General features: G+C 69.9%; 19 protein-coding genes, 1 tRNA gene and 1 pseudogene. 9 read left to right on the top strand and 12 right to left on the bottom strand.

Annotated elements, in window-relative coordinates:
* The first annotated feature begins 37 nt into the window (after positions 1-37).
* Positions 38-1,465 carry a hypothetical protein gene (locus tag F9C12_RS31795; protein WP_409462825.1) on the top strand — a complete coding sequence of 476 codons (1,428 nt, stop codon included), beginning with the start codon at positions 38-40 and terminating at the stop codon, positions 1,463-1,465.
* A 15-nt stretch (positions 1,466-1,480) separates the two neighbouring features.
* Here F9C12_RS31795 and prfA read toward each other — a convergent pair whose 3' ends face one another.
* Both prfA and rpmE read right to left on the bottom strand, forming a co-directional pair.
* The gene (prfA, locus tag F9C12_RS31790) at positions 1,481-2,551 is read right to left on the bottom strand and encodes a peptide chain release factor 1 (RefSeq protein WP_409462824.1); all 1,071 of its coding nucleotides are present in this window, start codon (positions 2,549-2,551) and stop codon (positions 1,481-1,483) included.
* Between the two features lie 81 nt (positions 2,552-2,632).
* Positions 2,633-2,860: a 50S ribosomal protein L31 gene (rpmE, locus tag F9C12_RS31785; protein ID WP_009082617.1), complete on the bottom strand. Its 228-nt coding sequence runs from the start codon at positions 2,858-2,860 to the stop codon at positions 2,633-2,635.
* Between the two features lie 233 nt (positions 2,861-3,093).
* Here rpmE and F9C12_RS31780 point away from each other — a divergent pair, with 233 nt between their 5' ends.
* Positions 3,094-3,618 (top strand): CHAP domain-containing protein, encoded by a 525-nt coding sequence (locus F9C12_RS31780; RefSeq protein WP_409462823.1) that lies wholly within the window; start codon positions 3,094-3,096, stop codon positions 3,616-3,618.
* 184 nt (positions 3,619-3,802) lie between these two features.
* Entirely contained in the window at positions 3,803-5,356 is a 1,554-nt protein-coding gene (locus tag F9C12_RS31775; protein ID WP_409462822.1) for a S1 family peptidase, read from the top strand.
* A gap of 55 nt (positions 5,357-5,411) precedes the next feature.
* Here the strand turns inward: F9C12_RS31775 and rho are convergent, their stop codons facing one another.
* The 6 genes from rho to argS form a co-directional block, all read right to left on the bottom strand.
* The gene (gene rho / locus F9C12_RS31770; protein WP_409462821.1) at positions 5,412-7,454 is read right to left on the bottom strand and encodes a transcription termination factor Rho; all 2,043 of its coding nucleotides are present in this window, start codon (positions 7,452-7,454) and stop codon (positions 5,412-5,414) included.
* Between the two features lie 408 nt (positions 7,455-7,862).
* Entirely contained in the window at positions 7,863-8,753 is an 891-nt protein-coding gene (gene thrB, locus F9C12_RS31765; protein ID WP_409185435.1) for a homoserine kinase, read from the bottom strand.
* 70 nt (positions 8,754-8,823) lie between these two features.
* Positions 8,824-9,879: a threonine synthase gene (thrC, locus tag F9C12_RS31760; RefSeq protein WP_409185434.1), complete on the bottom strand. Its 1,056-nt coding sequence runs from the start codon at positions 9,877-9,879 to the stop codon at positions 8,824-8,826.
* An 82-nt stretch (positions 9,880-9,961) separates the two neighbouring features.
* On the bottom strand, positions 9,962-11,236 hold the full coding sequence (locus tag F9C12_RS31755; RefSeq protein ID WP_409467109.1) for a homoserine dehydrogenase: 1,275 nt from the start codon (positions 11,234-11,236) through the stop codon (positions 9,962-9,964).
* Between the two features lie 63 nt (positions 11,237-11,299).
* Complete coding sequence (gene lysA, locus F9C12_RS31750; RefSeq protein ID WP_409185433.1) at positions 11,300-12,730, bottom strand: diaminopimelate decarboxylase; 1,431 nt, start codon at positions 12,728-12,730, stop codon at positions 11,300-11,302.
* Between the two features lie 3 nt (positions 12,731-12,733).
* On the bottom strand, positions 12,734-14,389 hold the full coding sequence (argS, locus tag F9C12_RS31745; protein ID WP_409185432.1) for an arginine--tRNA ligase: 1,656 nt from the start codon (positions 14,387-14,389) through the stop codon (positions 12,734-12,736).
* Between the two features lie 202 nt (positions 14,390-14,591).
* Here argS and F9C12_RS31740 point away from each other — a divergent pair, with 202 nt between their 5' ends.
* A complete protein-coding gene (locus F9C12_RS31740) occupies positions 14,592-15,428 on the top strand; it encodes a DUF3105 domain-containing protein (protein WP_409185431.1) in 837 nt (278 codons plus the stop codon).
* Between the two features lie 134 nt (positions 15,429-15,562).
* On the top strand, positions 15,563-16,213 hold the full coding sequence (locus tag F9C12_RS31735; protein ID WP_409186909.1) for a DUF305 domain-containing protein: 651 nt from the start codon (positions 15,563-15,565) through the stop codon (positions 16,211-16,213).
* Between the two features lie 44 nt (positions 16,214-16,257).
* Here the strand turns inward: F9C12_RS31735 and F9C12_RS31730 are convergent, their stop codons facing one another.
* The 3 genes and pseudogenes from F9C12_RS31730 to F9C12_RS31720 all read right to left on the bottom strand — a co-directional run bounded on the left by F9C12_RS31730 (position 16,258) and on the right by F9C12_RS31720 (position 19,036).
* Positions 16,258-16,854 (bottom strand): flavin reductase family protein, encoded by a 597-nt coding sequence (locus F9C12_RS31730; RefSeq protein ID WP_409462820.1) that lies wholly within the window; start codon positions 16,852-16,854, stop codon positions 16,258-16,260.
* Between the two features lie 10 nt (positions 16,855-16,864).
* Complete coding sequence (locus F9C12_RS31725) at positions 16,865-17,785, bottom strand: cation diffusion facilitator family transporter (protein ID WP_409185429.1); 921 nt, start codon at positions 17,783-17,785, stop codon at positions 16,865-16,867.
* A gap of 130 nt (positions 17,786-17,915) precedes the next feature.
* Positions 17,916-19,036: pseudogene (locus tag F9C12_RS31720) on the bottom strand (epoxide hydrolase family protein).
* Between the two features lie 102 nt (positions 19,037-19,138).
* Between F9C12_RS31720 and F9C12_RS31715 the strand changes: the two are divergent.
* The 4 genes from F9C12_RS31715 (at position 19,139) to F9C12_RS31700 (ending at position 21,093) form a co-directional block, all read left to right on the top strand.
* Positions 19,139-19,211 (top strand) — tRNA-Arg (locus F9C12_RS31715).
* 138 nt (positions 19,212-19,349) lie between these two features.
* Positions 19,350-20,045, top strand: coding sequence for a dual OB domain-containing protein (locus F9C12_RS31710; protein ID WP_409462819.1), 696 nt, complete (start codon positions 19,350-19,352; stop codon positions 20,043-20,045).
* Complete coding sequence (locus F9C12_RS31705; protein WP_409462818.1) at positions 20,045-20,659, top strand: DUF488 family protein; 615 nt, start codon at positions 20,045-20,047, stop codon at positions 20,657-20,659. Before F9C12_RS31710 ends, F9C12_RS31705 begins: the two co-directional genes overlap by 1 nt.
* Positions 20,656-21,093 carry a DUF488 family protein gene (locus F9C12_RS31700; protein ID WP_409462817.1) on the top strand — a complete coding sequence of 146 codons (438 nt, stop codon included), beginning with the start codon at positions 20,656-20,658 and terminating at the stop codon, positions 21,091-21,093. The genes F9C12_RS31705 and F9C12_RS31700 overlap by 4 nt, the downstream gene beginning before the upstream one ends.
* A gap of 63 nt (positions 21,094-21,156) precedes the next feature.
* Here F9C12_RS31700 and F9C12_RS31695 read toward each other — a convergent pair whose 3' ends face one another.
* Complete coding sequence (locus tag F9C12_RS31695) at positions 21,157-21,603, bottom strand: MarR family winged helix-turn-helix transcriptional regulator (RefSeq protein WP_409462816.1); 447 nt, start codon at positions 21,601-21,603, stop codon at positions 21,157-21,159.
* Between the last annotated feature and the right edge of the window lie 16 nt (positions 21,604-21,619).

The raw sequence follows: 21,619 nt of genomic DNA, 5'->3' as shown, positions 1-21,619 counted from the left end.
CCTCGGCCGCGGCGGGGTCCCCTCTAGACTCCGCCCGGTGAGATCCAGGGACCTGCGCTTCGGCCTCGGGGTATTCGTCGCCTCGCTCGGACTGTTGCTGCTGCGGTTCCTGGTGCCCCGGCCGGTCGGGATGGCCGACAACGGCGACGGCTGGCGGTTGCTGTGCCAGCTCGGCGGGCGGCAGCTGGACCGGCCGTCGGAAGGGTTCGTCCGGTTCAGTTACGGGTCCGCGCCGCCGTGCGATTCCGCCTACGTCTCGAGCCAGGCCTGGCTCGACTGGGCCGCGGGCAAGATCGGCGCGCTGTTCGGGGCGTCCGGCGTGCTGAACCTGCTGGTGCTCGGCGTGCTCACCTGCGTGCTGGTCGCGGCGGCGATCACGGCCACCGTGCTCGGCCTCGACCTGAACCGGCGAAACCGGCTGCTCGCCACGGCGTTGCTGCTGCTGGTGATGGCCGACTCGGCGTTCTTCGGCTACTTCGCGTCGGTGCTCAGCGAAGGCGCCGCCTTCCTCGGCATTCTGCTGATCTGCGGCGGACTGTTCCTGGTGCACCGTCCCGGAAAACTGCGCTGGGCCGGTGCCGCGGTGACTGTCCTCGGCGGACTGATCGGGATCAACGCCAAATCGCAAACCCTGTTGCTCATCCCGCTTTTCGCGCTCGCGCTGCTGCTGGCCCGGCCGTCCGGCGCGCGCGGGCGGAACCGCTGGCCGCTGCCGCTCGCCGTGCTCGCGCTCGTGGGCGCGGGCACCCTGGCGGTCCAGTCGCAGGGCGATCCGGCCAACGCGGAATACCGCGAGGCCAACATGTACCACGCGATCTTCGATTCCATTGTGGACGGAAAGCACGACACGAAGGCCGACCTCGCCGCGCTCGGGCTGCCGGAATCGTTCGAGCAGTACGTCGGCACCGGCTGGTGGGGCGAGCGCGCGGCCTGGCACGACCCGCTTTACCCGCAGTACAAGGACAAAATCAGCCGCCGCAACGTGCTGCACTACTACGCCACGCACCCGGGCCGGACGGCCGAAATCCTGCAGCAGGGCGGCGTCGACGCGCTCACCGCGCGTCCGGCGAACCTCGGCAGCTTCGGCGAACTGTCCGGACAGCCGCGGCTTTCGAAGGAATACCGGGTGCCGGTGTTCTCCGGGCTCGCCGCGCTGGTCGCGCCGCTCGGCCTGTTCGTGCTGATCCCGATTTGGCTGCTCGTCGGCTGGGCCGGGGTGCGCGCGTTCCGCCGGGGCAGGCGCGAGTACGGGATTGTCGCGTTCCTGCTGGTGTTCTTCGCCGCGGGACAGCTGGGGCTGTCCGCGCTGGGCGAAGGCATCGAAGGCGTGAAACACCAGCTGCTGACGCTGTTCCCGACCGTGCTGGCCGTGGTGTTCGCCGTCCTCAGCCTGCTCCCCCGCGCGGACAACGCGCCGGAGCAGACCGAGGACCGAAGCGTCGAGGAACTCCCCGCCGCCGTGTGAGAAGCCGGGTGCGGATCAGCCCGACTGCGCGGCGAGCCGCTCCTCGCGGTCGGCCGCGGCCAGCGCGTCCAGCACGCCGTCGAGTTCGCCGTCGAGCACCTGGTCCAGGTTGTACGCCTTGTAGTTGACCCGGTGGTCCGAAATCCGGTTCTCCGGGAAGTTGTACGTCCGCACCCGCTCGGAACGGTCGACCGTCCGCACCTGCGAACGACGCGCGTCCGACGCCTTGGCCGCCGCCTCTTCCTCGGCGATCGCCTGCAGCCGGGCCTGCAGCACCTGCAGCGCCCGCGCGCGGTTCTGGATCTGCGACTTCTCGTTCTGGCACGACACGACGATCCCGGTCGGCAGGTGCGTGATCCGCACCGCCGAGTCGGTGGTGTTGACGCTCTGCCCGCCAGGGCCGGACGACCGGAACACGTCGATGCGCAGGTCGTTCGGGTCGATTTCGACCTCGACCTCCTCCGGTTCCGGGTAGATCAGCACGCCGGAGGCGGACGTGTGGATGCGGCCCTGCGATTCGGTCGCGGGCACGCGCTGCACGCGGTGCACGCCGCCCTCGAACTTCAACCGGGCCCACACGCCGTCGACGTCCGCGGTCTTGCTCTTCAGCGACAGCGTGACGTCCTTGTAGCCGCCGAGGTCCGACTCGGTCGCGTCGAGCACCTCGGCCTTCCAGTTGTGCCGCTCGGCGTAGCGCAGGTACATCCGCAGCAGGTCGCCCGCGAACAGCGCGGATTCCTCGCCGCCCTCGCCGGATTTGATCTCCATGACGACGTCGGAACCGTCGTACGGGTCGCGCGGCAGCAGCAGTTCGGTGAGTTTCGCTTCGAGCTGCGGGATTTTCGCCGTCAGCTCGTCGGCCTCGGCGGCGAACGTCGCGTCCTCGGCCGCGAGTTCCTTGGCCGCGGAAAGGTCGTCGCGGGCCTGGTCCAGCTCGCGCACCGCGCGCACGACCGGGCTCAGCTCGGCGTAGCGGCGGCCCAGTTTGCGGGCCCGGGCCTGGTCGGCGTGCACCGCCGGGTCCGCCAGCTCCTGTTCCAGCCGGGCGTGCTCGTCGAGCAGCCCCTTGAGCGAACTCGAATCCACTTCGCCGTCTCCCTCTCGCGAACAGGCCCGGACAGAACGACGGCGCCCACCCGGGCGTGCGGGTGGGCGCCGTCGGACAAGCTACTTGGCGTCGGTCTTCTGCTGACGCTTGCCGTAGCGCTTCTCGAACCGGGCGACCCGGCCACCGGTGTCCATGATCTTCTGCTTGCCGGTGTAGAAGGGGTGGCAGTTCGAGCAGATCTCGACGTGGATCTGACCCGACTCCTTCGTGCTGCGGGTGACGAAGCTGTTCCCGCAGTTGCACGTGACGGTCGTGGTCACGTATTCGGGGTGAATACCGCTCTTCATGGTGTCCTCTCTCGTTGGCCCCGGGTCCCCAGTGCGGGGTGAACCGGTGCCGGACTTCAGCGGGTCATTCTGCCAGACGCGCTGGCAAGGACTTCAACACACCCCGATGACCAGGTATTCCGCCGCACGCCGCGACGGCGGGTAGTGAAGAACCTTCGCATTGTACGGATTTTGTACCCGCTGACGGGAACCTGGCCGAGTTCGTGAATCGCTCACTTACTGGAGGTCCGGACATGCGCACGACCGACCTGCTCACCCGGCTCGCGAAGCCGGCCGCGGTGCTCGCACTGGCCGCTTCCGCCGCGGTCTTCGCACCCGCCGCGAACGCCGCCGGCGGCATCACGGCCGCGGACGTCAACCCCGCCGCGGGCACGTTCACCGAGCTGTCCGAGGCAAACCTGACCGGGGCCGGCGACGGCACCCCGGCCGGCGCGGTCGCCTGGTACAAGGCGCACGCCGGAAGCACCGGATGGGAGCACTACTGCGAGAAGGCCGCCGAGAACTCCTACGGCGTCACCGGGGTCTGGGCGTCGGCCAACGCGCATTGGAACGGGGCCAGCCCGAAGCACACCAGCGGCAAGCCGCCCGCCGGTTCGTTCGTGTACTGGAACATCAGCGCCTACGGCCACGTGGGCATCGCGGACGGCAACGGCGGGTTCTACGCCACCAGCGTCGGCGGCAAGATCGGCCACGGCAGCTCCACGAGCTACTTCAACAACTACCGCGGCTGGACGCCGGCCGCTGTCCCCCGCCACTGAGCCGGTGCTCGTGCCCGCCATCCCCCGGCACGAGCATCTGAAACCGGCGGAGCGTTCCTGGTCGCGCCTGGGGTCGGCGAGGAACGCTCCGCCGGTGCGAGAAACCCTTACTGCAACGCAATTACCGTGAAGCGGTCACACGGCGGTAGCCGTCCGCGGACATGCGGCCGACATCGTGCGGGACATGCGCATTCGATCTTCCGCGCTGCTGCTCGGTACCGTGCTGGCCGCCACTGTGGTCCAGGCCAGCCCGGCCTCCGCGATCGTCGGCGGCACCGAGTCTTCGCAGCCTTACTCGTTCCTGGTTTCACTCCAATACGACGCGCCCCGGCCGGACGGCCACCGGTGCACCGGAGTGCTCATCGGCGCGCAATGGGCGTTGACCGCCGGACATTGCGCCAACACGCCCACCGGCGCGACCACGGCGGTCCCGCGCGGCTGGAACGTCCGGGTCGGGTCGCTGGACACGAAATCCGGCGGCGAACTGGTCGCGGTCGACAAGTTCTACCGCCGCCACGCCAGTTACAACCCGCCGGGCGAGGACCTGACCGTGCTGCATCTGGCCCGGCCGGTCCGGGCGAAACCGGTCCGGCTGACGACCAGCACCCCAGCCGTCGGCAGTTCAGTCCGGATTCTCGGCTGGGGCGCTACTTCCCTGTCGTGCGGGGACTTCGCCGATCCAGTCTGCTTTCCCCGGAAGCTGCACGAAGCCGACACCGTGGTGCAGCCGTTGGCGCAATGCTGGGACGACAACGGAATCTCGCCGCCGCTGTGCATCGGGAGTCTGCGAGACGGCGTCGGGCCGGGAGTGACCGACTCCGGCGGACCGGCGCTGGTCCGGGACGGTGCCGGATGGGCGTTGGCCGGAACGGTGGTCGGCTCGGGCATCCGCGGCGCGGACCTGCCAGACCTGTACGTCGACGTGACGCGGAATGCCGGATGGATCAACGGGATCGTGTCCGGCACCGCGGTTCCACCGGACACGGTCATTCCCAACGTGGAGGGCACCGCGAAGATCGGCGAATGCATGGGTTCGGTGATTCGGCCCCGTACTGCGCGAGATTCGGATCCGGCGCTGGCGTTGACGAACGGGCATTGCGTGCCGGGTAACCGGCCGGGACCGGGGAAAGCGTTGGTGGACCAGCCTGCCGGGCTGGATAAGGCAATCGCCATCGCCGACCGGCAGGGCTATCCGAAGACCACGGCCCGCGCCACCCGGCTGGCGTACGCGACGATGACCGGCACCGATATCGCGCTGTACCGGCTGGACCGGACCTATGCGCAACTCGCGGCCGCCGGGGCCAAGGTGTTCCGGCTGTCGTCCTCCCCGATGCGCGCCGGGGACCGGCTGCAGATGGCCTACCAGAGCCACCGGCCGCAGTGCGAAGTCGCGGCGGTCGTGCCGCATCTGCGGGAAGGCGGTTGGCAACAGGACCAGTCGGTGCGGTACGCGGACAGCGACGAATGCGTCAGCCTGCCCGGCTACTCCGGGACGGCGCTGCTGTCGCCGGACGGGAACACCGTGGCGGGAATCAACAACACCCACAACCGCGACGGCGAGTCGTGCACCGAGGGCAACCCGTGCGAGGTCGCGGCGGACGGAACGGTCACCGCGGTCAAGGGCCGCAGTTACGGGCAGCAGGTGTCGGCGATCGGCGGATGCCTCGCTCCGGGGAACCGGATCGACCTGGACCGGCCGGGATGCCGGTTGACCGGAAGCCGTGCCGGAGCCGCGTGAAACGAAAACGGCCCGCCCCGGAAAACCCGGGGCGGGCCGTTTCGCGCGCAGCGGCTCAGTCGTCGTCTCCGCCGCCGAGGGCCGTCTTCGAGACCTGCATCAGGAACTCGATGTTGGTCTTCGTCTTGCGCAGGCGCGAGATCAGCAGGTCAATGGCCTGCTGAGAGTCCAGCGCGTGCAGCACGCGGTGCAGCTTGTGCGTGACGGCCAGCTCGTCCGGCGAGAGCAGCAGCTCCTCCTTGCGGGTGCCGGACGGGTTGACGTCGACCGCCGGGAACACGCGGCGCTCGGAGATCTTGCGGTCGAGCTTGAGCTCCGCGTTGCCGGTGCCCTTGAACTCCTCGAAGATCACCGTGTCCATCGTGGACCCGGTCTCCACCATCGCGGTCGCGAAGATAGTGAGCGAGCCGCCGTTCTCGATGTTGCGCGCGGCGCCGAGGAAACGCTTCGGCGGGTACAGCGCGGTCGAGTCGACACCACCGGACAGGATCCGGCCGGACGCCGGCGCGGCCAGGTTGTACGCGCGGCCGAGCCGGGTGATCGAGTCCAGCAGGACGACCACGTCGTGGCCCATTTCGACCAGGCGCTTGGCCCGCTCGATGGACAGCTCGGCGACCGAGGTGTGGTCGGACGGCGGGCGGTCGAAGGTCGAGGCGATGACCTCGCCCTTCACCGACCGCTGCATGTCGGTGACCTCTTCCGGACGCTCGTCGACCAGCACGACCATGAGGTGGGCCTCGGGGTTGTTGGTCGTGATCGCGTTCGCGATGTCCTGCATGATCGTGGTCTTGCCTGCCTTCGGCGGGGACACGATCAGCGCTCGCTGGCCCTTGCCGACCGGCATGATCAGGTCGATCACGCGGGTGGTGAGCTTGTGCGGCTCGGTCTCCAGCCGCAGTCGCTCGTTCGGGTACAGCGGGGTCAGCTTGGTGAAGTCGGGACGGCGCTTGGCCTCGTCCGGCTCCAGGCCGTTGATCGAGTCGACGCGCACCAGCGGGTTGAACTTCTGCCGCTGCTGCTCGCCCTCGCGCGGCTGGCGCACCACCCCGGTGATCGCGTCGCCGCGGCGCAGGCCGAACTTGCGGACCAGCGACAGCGACACGTACACGTCGTTCGGCCCGGCCAGGTAGCCCGAGGTGCGCACGAACGCGTAGTTGTCGAGCACGTCCAGGATGCCGGCGACCGGCAGCAGGACGTCGTCCTCGCGGATCTCGGTGTCCGGCGCGCCGCCCTCGGCGCGGCCGCCCCCGCTGCCCCGGCGGCGGCGGTCGCGGAAGCGGCGCCCGCGGCGGCCGCCTTCCTCGTCGTCGTCCTGCGGGCCGTTGTTCCGGTTGTCGCGGTTGTCCTGCTGGTTCCGCTGCCGGTTGTCCTGGCGGTCCTGCCGGTCCTGGCGGTTGTCCTGGCCGCCGCGGTTGTCCCGGTTGCCGTCGCGGTTGTCCCGGTTGCCGTCGCGGTTGTCGCGGTTGCCCTCGCGGTTGTCGCGGCCGTTGTCCCGGTTGTCGCGGTTGCCGCCCTGGCGGTCGCCGCGCTGGTCGCGCTGGCCGTCGCCCCGGTTCGCGCCGCCGCGGCGGCGGCGGTTGCGGCCGCCCTCCTCGGACTGGCCGTCGGACTGGCCCTCGGACCGGTCGGCGCGCTCGGTGCGCTCCTGCGCGGCGGGCTTGCCGTCCTGCGCGGTCTCCGCCTTCGGAGCCTCCGCCGGGGCCGCTTCCGCCTGGACCGGCTCGGCCTTCGGCTCCGCCTTGGACGCCTCGGCCTTGGGAGCCTCGGCCTTCGGCGCGTCGGCCTTGGCCCGGCGGGCGGGCTTCTCGGCCTTCTCCGCCTTGACCGGCTCGACGCCGTCGAGCGGCAGCGTGTCGGCGGCCGCGGCGGCGCGCTTCTTGCTCTTGCCCTGGCGCTCGCGGATCGCGGCGATCAGGTCCCCCTTGCGCATGCCGGTGGTCTCGCCCACACCCAGTTCGCCCGCCAGCTGGCGGAGCTCGGCGATGACCATCCCGGACAGGCCCCCGGTGCGGCGCTTCGGAGCGGCCGCGGCCCCATTGGTCTCAGCGGCCGCGGCGGGGGTCTCCACGTCGCCGCTCAACAGATCGGTGTTGCTCACACATGTCCTTCCTGACCGATCCACGTTCCAGGTGGATCAGCGGACTGCCGCCGGTAGCGAGACGGCTTCTGCCTCCGATGCGGACGGCTCGCGCCCAGCCGTGCGAGACACACAGCGAAGCGCCGCCAGCACAGGGTGTTTGCCCCCTCCGGACGGAGAAAGCGGAATTCGGCACCGCCGGAACCGGAAACCCGCCTGCGTCCCTCCGCGTCCCGCGTGCCGGGCGGTGCGGAATCGGCGGATCGACGAAGGATGCGGACCGGAGCCGCCGCTAGGGGCGAACAGGCCCGGCATCGGGTGCGGAAACGCACGGTGATCGAACGCCCCCGAGGGTAGACCGCGCCCTGTCCGGGTGCAACAACCACCCCCCGCGTGGCGCACGCTGCCGTCCAGCCTGTGACCAGGTCGTCACCTGGCCACCACCTGCACGCCATCGCGGTCCGCGGGCAATTCGGCGACGTCGAAGCCCGTAACGTCGACGCCCGCGGGGAGTATTCCCGTCAGCGTGAGAGCGAGCACAGTCGGCCCGGCCCCGGAGATCGCGGCGGGCACGCCGTGGGCACGCAGCGTGCGCACGAGTTCGGTGCTCGCCGGGTACGCCTCGGCGCGGTAATCCTGGTGCAACCGGTCCTCGGTGGCCGCCATCAGCAGGTCGGGCCGCTCGGTGACGGCCAGCACGGCGAGCGCCGCCCGTCCCGCGCTGTGCGCCGCGTCGGCGTGCGGAACCTGCGCCGGAAGCAGCCCGCGCGTGGTGTGGGTGGACGATTTCTCCGCCGGCACCGCGACCACCGGCCGGATCGCCGGGTTCGGCTCCACCCGCTCCGCTCGGAACCGGCCGTCCTCGGCCCACGCCACCACGAACCCGCCGAACAGGCTCGCCGCCGCGTTGTCCGCGTGGCCCTCGAACTCGGCCGCGAGCTGGAGCGCGTCGGCGTCGAGCGGACGCTCCGCCAGCGCGTAGCCCAGCGCCACGCCGGTCACCACCGCGGCCGCCGACGACCCCAGGCCGCGCGCGTGCGGAATGCTGTTGTGGCATCGAAGATGCAGCCCGGGCGGCCGCACGTCCAGGTGTTCGCAGGCTCGCCGGAGCGCGCGGACCACCAGATGGGATTCGTCGGTCGGCACGTCCTCGACGCCACCTGCCCCCGCGTCGAGCACCTCGATCTTCAGCCCGCCCTCGGTGACCTGCAGGTCGACCACGTCGTAGCGGGACAGCGCGAGGCCGAGCGCGTCGAATCCCGGGCCGAGGTTCGCGCTCGACGCCGGGACCGTCGCGCGGAACGCGGGCAGCGCCGTCATGACCGAGCCCCCGCCAGGTCGGTCGCGTTGTGCGCGGGCGGGGCCAGGAGGGTCCCCGGCGAGCGGCGGCTCATCGCAGGTCCAGCGCCGCCGCGACGGCCGTCGGGTCGACCGCGAGCGGTTCCACCTCGACGTTGCCCTCCAACGCCGTGGCCGGGTCCTTCAGGCCGTGCCCGGTGACCGTGCAGACCACCGTCGCGCCCTTCGGCAGCCGTCCGTCAGCGGCGGTGGCCAGCAGGCCGGCCACGCTCGTCGCGGACGCGGGCTCCACGAACACGCCCTCGCGGCGGGCCAGCAGCCGGTACGCCTCAAGGATCTTCTCGTCGGTGATCGCCTCGAACAGCCCGTCCGACTCGTCGCGCGCGGAGACCGCGCCCGCCCACGAAGCCGGGCTGCCGATGCGGATCGCGGTCGCGATGGTGTCCGGGTCGGAAACCGGTTCGCCGTGCACCAGCGGCGCGGCGCCGGCCGCCTGGAACCCGAACATCCGCGGGGTGTTCTTGACCACACCGTCGGCCGCGTACTCCGAATAGCCCTTCCAGTACGCGGTGATGTTGCCCGCGTTGCCCACCGGGAGGCAGTGCACGTCCGGGGCCTCGCCGAGCACGTCGCAGATCTCGAACGCCGCGGTCTTCTGCCCGGCGATGCGCACCGGGTTGACCGAGTTGACCAGCGTGACCGGATAGTCCGCCGCGGTCTTGCGGGCGAGTTCGAGGCAATCGTCGAAGTTGCCGTCGACCTGCAGGATCCGCGCGCCGTGCAGCACCGCCTGGGCGAGCTTGCCCATCGCGATCTTGCCTTGCGGCACCAGCACCGCGCAGGTGAGCCCGGCCCGCGCGGCGTACGCGGCGGCCGAGGCCGACGTGTTGCCGGTGGACGCGCAGATCACCGCTTGGAGCCCGCTGGCGAGCGCGTGCGTGATCGCCACGGTCATCCCGCGGTCCTTGAACGAGCCGGTCGGGTTCGCGCCCTCGACCTTCAGGTAGACCGTGCAGCCGGTCAGCTCGGACAGGTGCGCGGCGGGCAGCAGCGGGGTGTTGCCCTCGCCGAGCGTGACCACGCGCGCCCCGTCGGGGACCGGAATCCGGTCGCGGTACGCCTCGATAATTCCGGGCCAGGAGCTCATGCTGCCGCCTCGATTCGGAGTTTCACCATGCTGATCGACGAGGCGGGAGCATGAATATCCACGATTCGCTCGCAAGCTGCGCTCATGCGTCTTCGCCTTCCACGCGCATCACGCTGACCACCTCGTGCACCACGTCGAGTTTCGCGATTTCGTCCACAGTGGACTGCAAAGCCGCGTCGGGTGCGAGATGAGTGACCACGACGAGGCTCGCCGTGTCGTTCGCGTCGCGCTGGCGCACCGCGGCGATGCTCACGCCGTGCGCGGCGAACGCTTGCGCCACCTGGGCGAGCACGCCCGCGCGGTCCGCGACGTCGAGGCTCACGTGGTAGCGCGTCGGCGTCTGGCCCATCGGCCGCACCGGCAGCGCGGCGTGCGCCGATTCGCGCGGGCCGCGTCCGCCGAGCACCTGGTTGCGCGCCACCGCGACGAGGTCGCCGAGCACCGCGCTGGCCGTCGGCGCGCCGCCGGCGCCCTGCCCGTAGAACATCAATTCGCCGGCCGCGTCCGCCTCGACGTAGACCGCGTTGAACGCGCCGCCGACGCCGGCCAGCTGGTGGCTGCGCGGAATCATCACCGGATGCACGCGGGCGGACACCGATTCCGTGCCGTCGTCCGCCGTCACGCGTTCGCAGATCGCCAGCAGCTTCACCGTGCGGCCGAGCGTGCGCGCCGCCGCGAGGTCGGACGCCGTGACGTCGGCGATGCCTTCTCGGTGCACGTCTTTCGCGGTCACCCGGGAGTGGAATGCCAGCGAGGCAAGGATCGCCGCCTTCGACGCGGCGTCGTACCCGTCGACGTCCGCTGTCGGGTCCGCCTCCGCGTAGCCGAGGCGGCTCGCCTCGTCGAGCGTTTCGGCGTAGCCCGCGCCGGTGGCGTCCATCGCGGAGAGGATGTAGTTGGTGGTGCCGTTGACGATCCCCATCACGCGGGTGATCCGGTCGCCCGCCAGCGATTCGCGCAGCGGGCGCAGCAGCGGGATGGCCCCGGCGACGGCGGCCTCGAAGTACAGGTCCGCGCCGCTGGCGTCGGCCGCCTCGAACAGTTCGGCCGAGTGCTCGGCGAGCAGCGCCTTGTTGGCGGTGACCACGGATTTGCCCGCGTTCAGCGCGGCGAGCAGCCAGCTGCGCACCGGGTCGATCCCGCCGACCAGCTCGACCACCACGTCGACGTCGTCGCGGGCCACCAGCGCCGCGGCGTCGTCGGTCAGCAGTTCGGCGGGCAGTTCCGGGTGCTTGTCCGGACGCCGCACCGCGATGCCGACCAGCTCCACCGGCGCGCCCGCGCGGGCCGCCAGCTCGCCGGCCTGTTCGGTGAGCAGCCGGGCGACCTCGCTGCCGACCGTGCCGCAGCCGAGCATCGCGACCCGGATGGGCGCCCGATCGGCGGGAGACGGGCTTTTCGGAGACACAGTGGACACTTCTCAAACCTCCAGGCGCAGCATGTCGTCCGTCGTCTCCCTGCGCAGCAGCAGCCGGGCGGCGCCGTTGCGCACGGCGACCACCGCGGGCCGCGGCAGCCGGTTGTAACCGCTGGCCATCGCGTAGCAGTAGGCGCCGGTCGCCGCGACGGCCAGCAGGTCGCCGGGAGCCAGCGTGTCGGGCAGCCAGCAGTCTCGGACGACGATGTCGCCGGACTCACAGTGTTTTCCCACCACGCGAGACAACGTCGGGGTCACCGGCTCGTCGCCGTCCGCGGCGGAACGGGAAACCACCCGGCAGTCGTACACCGCGTCGTAGAGCGCCGTGCGGATGTTGTCGCTCATGCCGCCGTCGACGCTGACGTACCGGCGGGCGGTCTCGTCGCCGAGCGCGACGTCCTTGATCGTGCCCACCTCGTACAGGGTGAACGTGCCCGGACCGGCGATCGCGCGGCCGGGTTCGCCCGCGATGCGCGGCACCGGGAGATCGGCGTACGCGCATTCCTTGCGGACGATCTCGCGGATCTGCGTGATCATCTGCGAGGGCGGCGGCGGGTTGTCCTTTTCGGTGTAGGCGATGCCGAAACCGCCGCCGAGGTCGACGACGTTCATCTGGTCCAGCAGCTCCCGGCCGTGCTCCTTGGCCAGGTCCGCGAGCAGTCCGACGACGCGGCGCGCGGCGACCTCGAACCCGTCGGCGTCGAAGATCTGCGAACCGATGTGGCTGTGCAGGCCGACCAGCTTCAGCGACGGCGCGTTCAGCACCCGGCGGACCGCTTCGGCGGCGTCGCCGGAAGCCAGCGAGAACCCGAACTTCTGGTCCTCGTGCGCGGTCGCGATGAATTCGTGGGTGTGCGCCTCGACGCCGACCGTCACCCGGACGAGCACCTTCTGCTCGATCTCGTGCGCGGCGGCGATTTCGGCGAGCCGGGCGATCTCGTAGTACGAGTCGACCACCACGGTGCCGACGCCGGCCTCGACGGCCGCGTCGAGTTCGGCGACGGATTTGTTGTTGCCGTGGAACGTGATCCGCTCCACCGGGAAGTTCGCGCGCAGCGCGACGGCCAGTTCGCCGCCGCTGCAGACGTCGAGGCTCAGTCCCTGTTCGGCCACCCACCGGGCGACCTCGACGGACAGGAACGCCTTCGACGCGTAGTGCACGAGCGCCGGGTCGTCGAACGCCTCGGCGTAGTCGGCGCAGCGGGACTTGAAGTCCGCCTCGTCGACCACGAACAGCGGCGTGCCGTACGTCTGGGCGAGGTCGCGCACGTCGACTCCGGCGATCCGGACGACCCCGTCCGCGGCGCGGTAAACGTTGCGCGGCCACACTTTCGCGGGCAGCTGGTCGAGTTCGCCCGCACTCGCGGGCGGGAACCCGGAGGCGTCGGCATGGGGGTAGACGTCGGCGTGGCGGGGGCCCGCGGGGTGCGCCATGGTTTACATCCGTTCCGGAGCGGAGACACCGAGCAGCGACAGGCCGTTCGCCAGCACCTGGCGCGCGGCTTCGCACAGGGCGAGCCGGGCGTACGTGAGGGGAGTGGCCTCCTCGTCGCCCTGCGGGAGGACCCGGCCCACGGTGTAGAACTTGTGGTACGCGCCGGCCAGTTCCTCGAGGTAGCGGGCCACGCGATGCGGTTCGCGCATCTCCGCCGCCCGCCGCACCACGGACGGGAATTCGCCGATGGTGCGGATCAGGTCGCCTTCAGCAGGCAGGGTGAGCAGTCCGAAGTCGACGTCCGAATCGGCCTTGAGCCCGAGGTCCGCCGCGCCGCGCCGCAGCGACGACAGCCGGGCGTGCGCGTACTGCACGTAGTAGACCGGGTTGTCGTTGGAATGCTTGCGCAGCAAGTCCAAATCGATGTCCAAAGAGGAATCGACGGAGTACCGGATCAGCTCGTAGCGGGCCGGGTCGACGCCGACCGCCTCCACGAGGTCCTCGAGCGTGATCACGGTGCCCGCGCGCTTGGACATCCGCACCGGCTTGCCCTCGCTGACCAGGTTCACCATCTGGCCGATCAGCACCTCGACCGTCGCCGGGTCGTCGCCGAACGCCGCGGCGGCCGCCTTGAGCCGCGCGATGTAGCCGTGGTGGTCCGCGCCGAGCATGTAGATGCACAGGTCGAAACCGCGGTTGCGCTTGTCCTTGAAATAGGCCAGGTCGCCCGCGATGTAGGCCGGGTTGCCGTCCTTTTTGAGGACGACCCGGTCCTTGTCGTCGCCGTACTCGCTGGAGCGCAGCCACCAGGCGCCGTCGGCGAAGTAGAGGTTGCCGGAGTCCTTGAGCTGCCGCACCGCCGCGTCGACCGCGCCGGATTCGTGCAGCGAGTTCTCGTGGAAGTAGACGTCGAAATCGGTGCCGAACTCGTGCAGGCTCTGCTTGATCTGGCTGAACATCAGCTCGATGCCGATGCGCCGGAAGGTTTCGTGCCGCTCGTCCTCGGGCAGGCTCAGCGCGCTCGGCTCGGCCTTGAGCACCTCGGCCGCGATGTCGCTGATGTATCCGCCGGAGTAGCCGTCCTCCGGCGCGGGCTCGCCCTTCGCGGCGGCGATCAGCGAACGCACGAACCGGTCGATCTGCGCGCCGGCGTCGTTGAAGTAGTACTCGCGGGTGACGTCCGCGCCCTGCGCGCCGAGCACCCGGCCCAGCGCGTCGCCGACCGCCGCCCAGCGCGTGCCGCCGAGGTGGATCGGGCCGGTCGGGTTCGCGGAGACGAACTCCAGGTTGATCCGCCGTCCGGCCAGCGCGTCGCCGCGGCCGTACTCCGCGCCCGCGGCCAGCACCTGGCGCACGACCTCGCCCTGCGCGTCCGCGGCCAGCCGGAAGTTGAGGAAGCCCGGCCCGGCGACCTCGGCCGCGGCCACGCCGTCCGCCCCCGCGACGACCTCGGCGAGCGCCTCGGCGAACTCGCGCGGCTTCAGCCCGGCCTTCTTGGCGACCTGCAGCGCGAGGTTGGTCGCGTAGTCTCCGTGGTCCGGGTTGCGCGGGCGTTCGATGGTCACGGTCTCCGGCAGCACGGCGGCGTCGACGCCCCGTGCGGCGAGGACCTGCACGGCGGAGCTGCGGACCAGATCGGCGAGAGCGGCGGGAGTCACTCGCCGAATTCTAGGTGCGCTTCGGCCGCGCGCTTCCAGCGGTACGCGCTCGCGAGACGGCGGGCACACCGGAGGCGGATGTTCCGCTCGCCGGGGCGCCTCGCGGGTGTTCACGGTGATCGCACGCCCGGTCTCTACACTGGGCTACCGGCAGGGTCCGTCCGGATCCCTCCCCCGCTCTCACGAGGAGATCTCGGCAATCATGGCCAACGGGACCACCAAGAAGAAGGGCACGTCCGCGTCCGCGGTGAAGGCGGCGAAGAACCGCTCGGTCGTCGCGGGCAAGCGTACGCCCTGGGGCACCATCATCGGCGTCGTCGTGGTGGTCGCCCTGCTGGCCGGCGTCATCGTCTACTACCTGCAGGCCTCCGCGCCCAAGCGCGACCAGGCCTCCCGGGACGAGGCCGCCGCCTCCTTCGCGCCGACCGCGAGCAACCCGGACCCGTCGAAGAAGATCCCGGGCGTGGTCACCAAGCAGTACGCCGGATCGGTGCACATCCTGCCCACCGAACGGGTGGCCTACGACCAGAGCCCGCCGTTCGGCGGCCCGCACGACGGCTACTGGGCCGCGTGCACCGGCATCGTGTACCCGGAAGCGGTGCGCAACGAGAACATGGTGCACTCGCTCGAGCACGGCACGGTGTGGATCGCCTACAACCCGGACCAGATCAAGGGCGACCAGCTTCCGCTGCTCGAGGCGCGGGTCAAGGGCAAGCCGTACACGATGATGTCGCCCTACCCCGGCCTGGACAAGCCGATCTCGCTGCAGTCGTGGGGCCACCAGCTGAAGCTGGACAGCCCCGACGACCCGCGCATCGACCAGTTCATCGCCGCGCTGCGCACCAACCCGAACGGCGTGTACCCGGAGATCGGCGCCTCGTGCGACGCGCTCGGCAAGGGCATGTTCGACCCGGCCAACCCGCCGAAGTTCGACCCGAGCAAGCCGGGCAAGGACGCGAAGCCGATGGACTACAAGGGCAGCACCGGGGCGCAGAGCGAGCAGGGCGGCATGCCGGGGACCCCGCCGGCCGGGCGGTGACCGTGGGCCGCTCCGAGGACCAGGCCCCGGCCGAGCCGGGAGGCGCCTCGGTTGAGACGGGCGGCGCCTCGGCCGAAGCCGCCGAGTTCGCCGAGGAGTCCGCTCCGGCGGAACGGACCGGCTGGTCCCGGTGGGTGGTCATCGGCGGCGCGCTGATCGCGGTGCTGCTGGTCGGGGCCGCGATCGGGGTCTTCGCGACGCGGCTCACCGACGGCGGCGACGCGGTGCCCGCGACGCCGGGCGCGGGTTCGGTCGAGGTCGGGTTCGCCCAGGACATGTCGGTGCACCACCTGCAGGCGGTCACCATGTCCGGCTGGGCGCGCGACCATTCGACCGACCCGGAAATCCGCCAGCTCGCGTTCGACATCGAGCGCACGCAGACCGAGCAGGTCGGGCGGATGAAGGGCTGGCTCATGCTGTGGGACCAGCCGGAGCAGGCGACCGGCGCGTACATGACGTGGATGACCGAGCCGATGGGCCACGCGGGCATGCGAATGCCGACGAGCAGCCCGGCCGGCGGCGCGCCGATGCCCGGCATGGCCACCGACGCGGAACTCGCCAAGCTGCGCACGCTGTCCGGCCGTGAGCTGGACGTCGAGTTCCTGCAGCTGATGCTGCGGCATCACCAAGGCGGCGTCGCGATGGCCGAGTACGCGCAGGACCACACGGCGAACGACGCGGTGAAAGCGTTGTGCCGCAGCATGCTGGTGTCCCAGGGCGCGGAAATGGACCAGATGAAGATCATGCTGAAGGCACGGAACGCGCAGCCGCTGCCCGCTCCGTGACCAAGCTCGTGAGTGTTGATCCCGGTTCTAACCGCGATTAACACTCACGAGCTTTTGTACGTCGGCCGCGCCAGTTCCTTGATGTCGCCCAGCGTCCCCCACTCGTCGCGCCCGAGCCGGGACAACGGCCGCAGCCGCTCGATCATCGGGTGGTCGCCGTCGAGGACGTCCTCGTTGACCGCGAGGTGCACGACCCGGCCGAACACCACCGTCGAGCGGCCGAAACCGACCGTGCTGTGCAGTTCGCATTCGAACGCCACCGGCGATTCCGCGACCCGCGGCGGGCGGACCTTGAGACTCGGCTCGCGGGTCAGCCCGGCCTCGTCGAATTCGCTCAGTTCCGGTGGGAAATCCGCGCTGGTGGCGTTGATCTGCTCGAACAGCGGCTCGGGCGCGAGGTTGACGACGAACTGCCGCGTCGCCTCGACGTTGCGCAGGGTGTCCTTCCGCCCGACCGAGGTGAACTGCAGCACCGCGGGCGCGGCCGAGGCGACGGTGAAGAACGAGTGCGGCGCGAGGTTGTCCACTCCGTCGCGGGAAACGCTCGACACCCAGGCGATGGGCCGCGGCACGACGGTCGCCGTCATCAGGTGGTAGAACGCGTTCGGGGCCAGCTGGGCGGGGTCGAAGTCCTTGCGCATAGCCCCCGGTCTACCAGGACAGCTCAGCGCATCGGCGGGCGCATTGCGGTCCCTCGACCTGAAGCGTCGCGTGTTTGATCTCGTAGCGGACCGACAGCAGGTCCTGCGCCTTGGTGAGCACTGTGGACTGTTCGGCGTCGGCCTTCACCGTCAGGTGCGCCGAGGCGACTTCCATGCCCGAGGTGAGGGTCCAGACGTGCAGGTCGTGCACGTCCGCGACGCCCGGCAGCGCGGCGAGTTCGCTGCTGATCTCGCCGACGTCCACGCCGGCGGGTGCGTGCTGGAAGAGGATGCGCAGCGCGCGGCGGGCGAGCGTCCAGGTGCGCGGCAGCACGAACAGGCCAATCGCGACACCGATGATCGGGTCGGCGTAACGCCAGCCGGTGGTGAGCGTGATCGCGCCGCTGAGCAGCACGCCGACGGAACCGACGAGGTCAGCCAGCACTTCGAGGTAGGCGCCGCGGACGTTCAGGCTCTCCTTCGCGCCCGAGCGCAGCACCAGGAACGACACGACGTTGGCCACGAGCCCCGCGGCCGCGGCGAGCAGCACCGGCAGGCCAGGCACCTCCGGCGGGTCGGTGATCCGCCCGATCGCCTCGACCGCCACGTACCCGGCGACGCCGAACAACAGCACCGCATTGGCAAGCGCGGCAAGGACTTCCGCGCGGTACATGCCGAACGTGCGGCTGGGCGTCGGCCCGCTGCGGCGCGCGAGCACGATCGCGGCGAGCGCCATTCCGACGCCGAGAACGTCGGTGAACATGTGCGCGGCGTCGGAGATCAGCGCGAGCGAGCCGGTGGCGAAGCCCACCGCGAACTCCAGCACCATGAACCCGGCACCGACCGCGAGAGCGATCAGCAGCGCGCGGACGTAGCGGCCGGACGCGCTCGCCGGAGCGGCGGTGTGCCCGTGGCCGTGCCCGTGTCCCATCGCTCGCCTCCCTGTTTCGGTGTCAGGAGGAATATATAGTGACATGCATATGTGCAATACAGGGTAGCCTAACTTCACTCTAACGCCTGGTGGCGAGTTTCTCCCAGCCCTGTTCCGCGAGGTGGGAAGATCAGCGCACGAGCCGGAAGAACCCGCGGATCTGCTCGACGAGCGAGCCCGGCTGTTCCATCGCCGCGAAATGCCCGCCGCGCGGCAGCCGCTCGAACCAGCGCAGGTCGGTGTACTTCAGCTCCGCCTGCCGCCGCGACGGGCGGACGATGTCGCGCGGATAGACGGAGATGCCGGACGGCGCGGTGACGCGATCGCCGAAGCTGCGGTAGCTCTCCCAGTACAGCCGCGCGGACGACGTCGCCGACGCGGTGAACCAGTACACCGAGATCGCGTCGAGAAGCTGCTGCCGGGTGACCGCGTCCTCGGGGTGGCCGTTGTTGTCGGTCCAGGCCCAGAACTTCTCGGCGATCCAGGCCGCCTGCCCCGCCGGAGAGTCCGTGAGGCCGTAGCCGAGCGTCTGCGGACGCGTGCCCTGCTGCGCCGAATACCCCTGCCCGGTGCGCCGGAACTCGGCAGCGGCCTCCGCGCCTTCGCGCTCCTCGTCGGTCTCGTCCGGGAACTGGCCTTTCGGCGCGGCCGCCATGTTGACGTGCACCCCCGCGACCCGCTCCGGGGCCACCTCGCCGAGCGCCCCCGAGACCGCCGAACCCCAGTCGCCGCCCTGTGCGCCGTAGCGTTCGTAGCCGAGCGAGACCATCAGCCGATCCAAGCCGTCGCGATCCTCTGCACGCCCCACCCGGTGGTGTCCGGCTTGTCGCTCCAGCCATACCCCGGCAACGAAGGCGCGACGACGTGAAACGCGTCCGCCGGATCGCCGCCGTGCGCCCGCGGGTCGGTCAGGGGACCGAGAATGTCGAGGAATTCGAGCACCGACCCCGGCCAGCCGTGCGTGATCACCAGCGGAAACGCGTCCGGCTCCGGCGAACGGAGGTGCACGAAGTGAATCCCGAGGCCGTCGATCTCCTGCCGGAACTGCGGGAAGACGTTGAGCCGCTCGCCGAACCCGAAGTCGTAGTCCTCCGCCCAGCTCCGGCACAGCTCCCGGGCATACGCGAGAGGCACCCCTTGCCCCCAGCCGTCGACAGTCTCCGCCTCCGGCCACCGAGTGCGCCGCAACCGCGCCCGCAAGTCCTCGATGTCCGGCTCAACCACCCTGACCTGGAACGGCTCGGCGCCCACCGCCGCCTCCCTCCGCGTCGACAACCCGACGGTACCGCGCTTCCTACCCGCTGCGAGCGGTTCTCAAGGCATGCGCTAGGCTCTGTTCAGTCGCGCAAGCGAGCCCTCGTAGCTCAGGGGATAGAGCACTGCCCTCCGGAGGCAGGTGTCGCAGGTTCGAATCCTGCCGAGGGCACATTTTCTTCAACCTCAGCGTGCGTTGACCGGCCGCTGCGGCTGCCTTTGCGTTCAAAGGCAACTTCCTTCGTGAAATCAGTCTCGTCGTGCTCACGGACCCACTAGCATCCCCCACGCCACGTAGCGGACGGGGAGGATGCGCGTGCCAACGAAGATGCTGGTGTGCCTGGCGAATTCGTACAAGCACAGCGAGCGGTGTGTAGCGGGGATCGAAATCAGCTCGCGAAAGTGGATCCGGCCGGTCAGCAGCCGGCCGAGCCGGGGGGTCTCCACCGCTGAACGGCATTACGCCGGAGGTAGTGAACCGCAGGTGCTCGACATCGTCGACGTGCCGCTGCGCGGGCCTCAGCCCCTCGGATTTCAGCAGGAGAACTGGCTCCTGGATGCCACCCGGCAGTGGCGCAAGGTCGGCCGGCTCGGCTTGACCGCGCTCGCCGCGCTGGAGAGCCCGCGGGAAAGCTTGTGGCTGAACGGGGCCAGTACGTCGCGCGGCTCCAACGACCGCGTCCCTGACGCAGCCGCGCAGCCGATCCGGGACTCGCTCAGGCTCATCGGAGTCGATCGCGCGACCGTACAGGTCATGCCGGACCCGTGGTCTCCAGGCGGCCATCTCTCCGTCCGCATTCAGTTCGCGTACGCGAGTTTCGCGTACAACTTGAAAGTCACGGACCCGGTTTACCGGGCCAAATTCCAGGCCAAGGGAGTCGGCAGCTATAAGCTGGGGAAGTCCTACCTGACGATCAGCCTCAGCGAGGCGTACGATGACGGCTCCTCCTACAAGCTTGTCGCGGCCATCGTCGAAGCTGCCGGACTAGACTCAAGGACCGCATGATGAGATCCGGAGCCGTCTTCACCATCGGCCATTCCACACATGACTTCGCGACCCTGGTCGATCTGCTTCGACAGCACGAAATCACCGCCGTAGCCGATGTCCGCTCGGTACCGGCCAGCCGTTTCACCCCGCAGTTCAATCAACGCTCGATCGCGCCTGGCCTGCGCGAGGCCGGAATAAAGTACGTGTTCATGGGCAATGAGCTCGGCGCTCGCACCGACGACGCCAGCTGCTATATCGACGACACCGTCCAGTATCGCCTGCTCGCGAAGACGCCGAAGTTCGCCGAAGGCATCGAAAGATTGATAACCGGCGCCCGCACGGAACGAATAGCTGTCATGTGCACCGAAGGCGAACCGCTGGATTGCCATCGGACAATCCTCGTCGCCCGGGTGCTCAGCGAGCGCGAGACCACAGTCGACCACATTCACGGCGACGGGTCGATCGAAAGCCATGCGGCAGCGATGGAACGACTCATGGAGAAATTCGGATTGGCGGAGGACGATCTCTTCCACACGCGCGCAGAGCGCTTGGAAGCCGCCCTGCTTCGCCAGGAAAGGCGCATCGCCTACGTCCGGGAGAATCTTCACACCACCGAGGAACCAGGCGCGTGAAAATATACACGGTTGGATTCACCAAAAAGTCGGCCGAGAAATTCTTCGGGTTCTTGCGGGCCACGGACGCGACAACCCTTGTCGACGTCCGGCTCAACAACGTCTCCCAGCTGGCGGGTTTCGCCAAGAGGGACGACTTGAAATACTTTCTCAATGAACTCTGCGGCATGCAGTACGCACACCGACCCGACCTGGCTCCGACGCAGCCGATGCTGGACGCCTACAAAAAGAAGCACATCGAGTGGCCGGAATATGAAGAACTATTTCTGGAATTAATGCGGAGCCGGGCCGTCGCGGACCACATCCCACCGGATCTCCTGGACAAGTCCGTCCTGCTGTGCAGCGAGGACAAACCGCACCATTGCCACCGTCGGCTCGTCGCAGAGCACCTTGCGCAGCATTGGGATGACGTCGCCATCGAGCATCTCTTCTGACGGCGCAGCCGGGTTCCCCGGCTAAGAACGCCCCCCCCAGTGATGGCGGTGACGCTAGACCGGTCACCCAGCCTTCCCGCCCTCAGCGACCCGCAGCAGCGCCTTCGCGATCACCGCCGCCTCCTCGTCGCTCACATGCGCTGAGAAGTGCCTCTCGATGCTCCGCAGGTACACCGGTGCCGTCTTGCGCAGCGCGCGGATTCCCTCGTCGGTGATCACCGCCCAGCTGACCCGGCGGTCTTCCGGTTCCGGGCGCTTCGTCACCAGACCGGCGCGCACCATCTCGTCCACCAGCCTGCTCACGCGCGTTCGGCTGAGCACCACCCGGTCGGCTACCTCCGCCATTCGCAGGCCCCTCTTGCCCGCCGCGTTCAGTTCCAGCAGGACGTCGTACCAGGCCAGGGGCACGGTGCCGCCGCGTTGCACGTCGGTTTCGATGGCTCGTACCGCGGCGCTGTGGGCCAGCAGCATCGCCCGCCACGCTTCCAGGCCGATCTTCGGGTCGCTCACGGGACCCAGTCTAGGA

It is taken from the genome of Amycolatopsis sp. GA6-003, from assembly GCF_046267895.1.
In the GTDB taxonomy this organism is placed as follows: Bacteria; Actinomycetota; Actinomycetes; order Mycobacteriales; family Pseudonocardiaceae; genus Amycolatopsis.
This window is presented reverse-complemented; position numbering and strand designations above follow the sequence as displayed.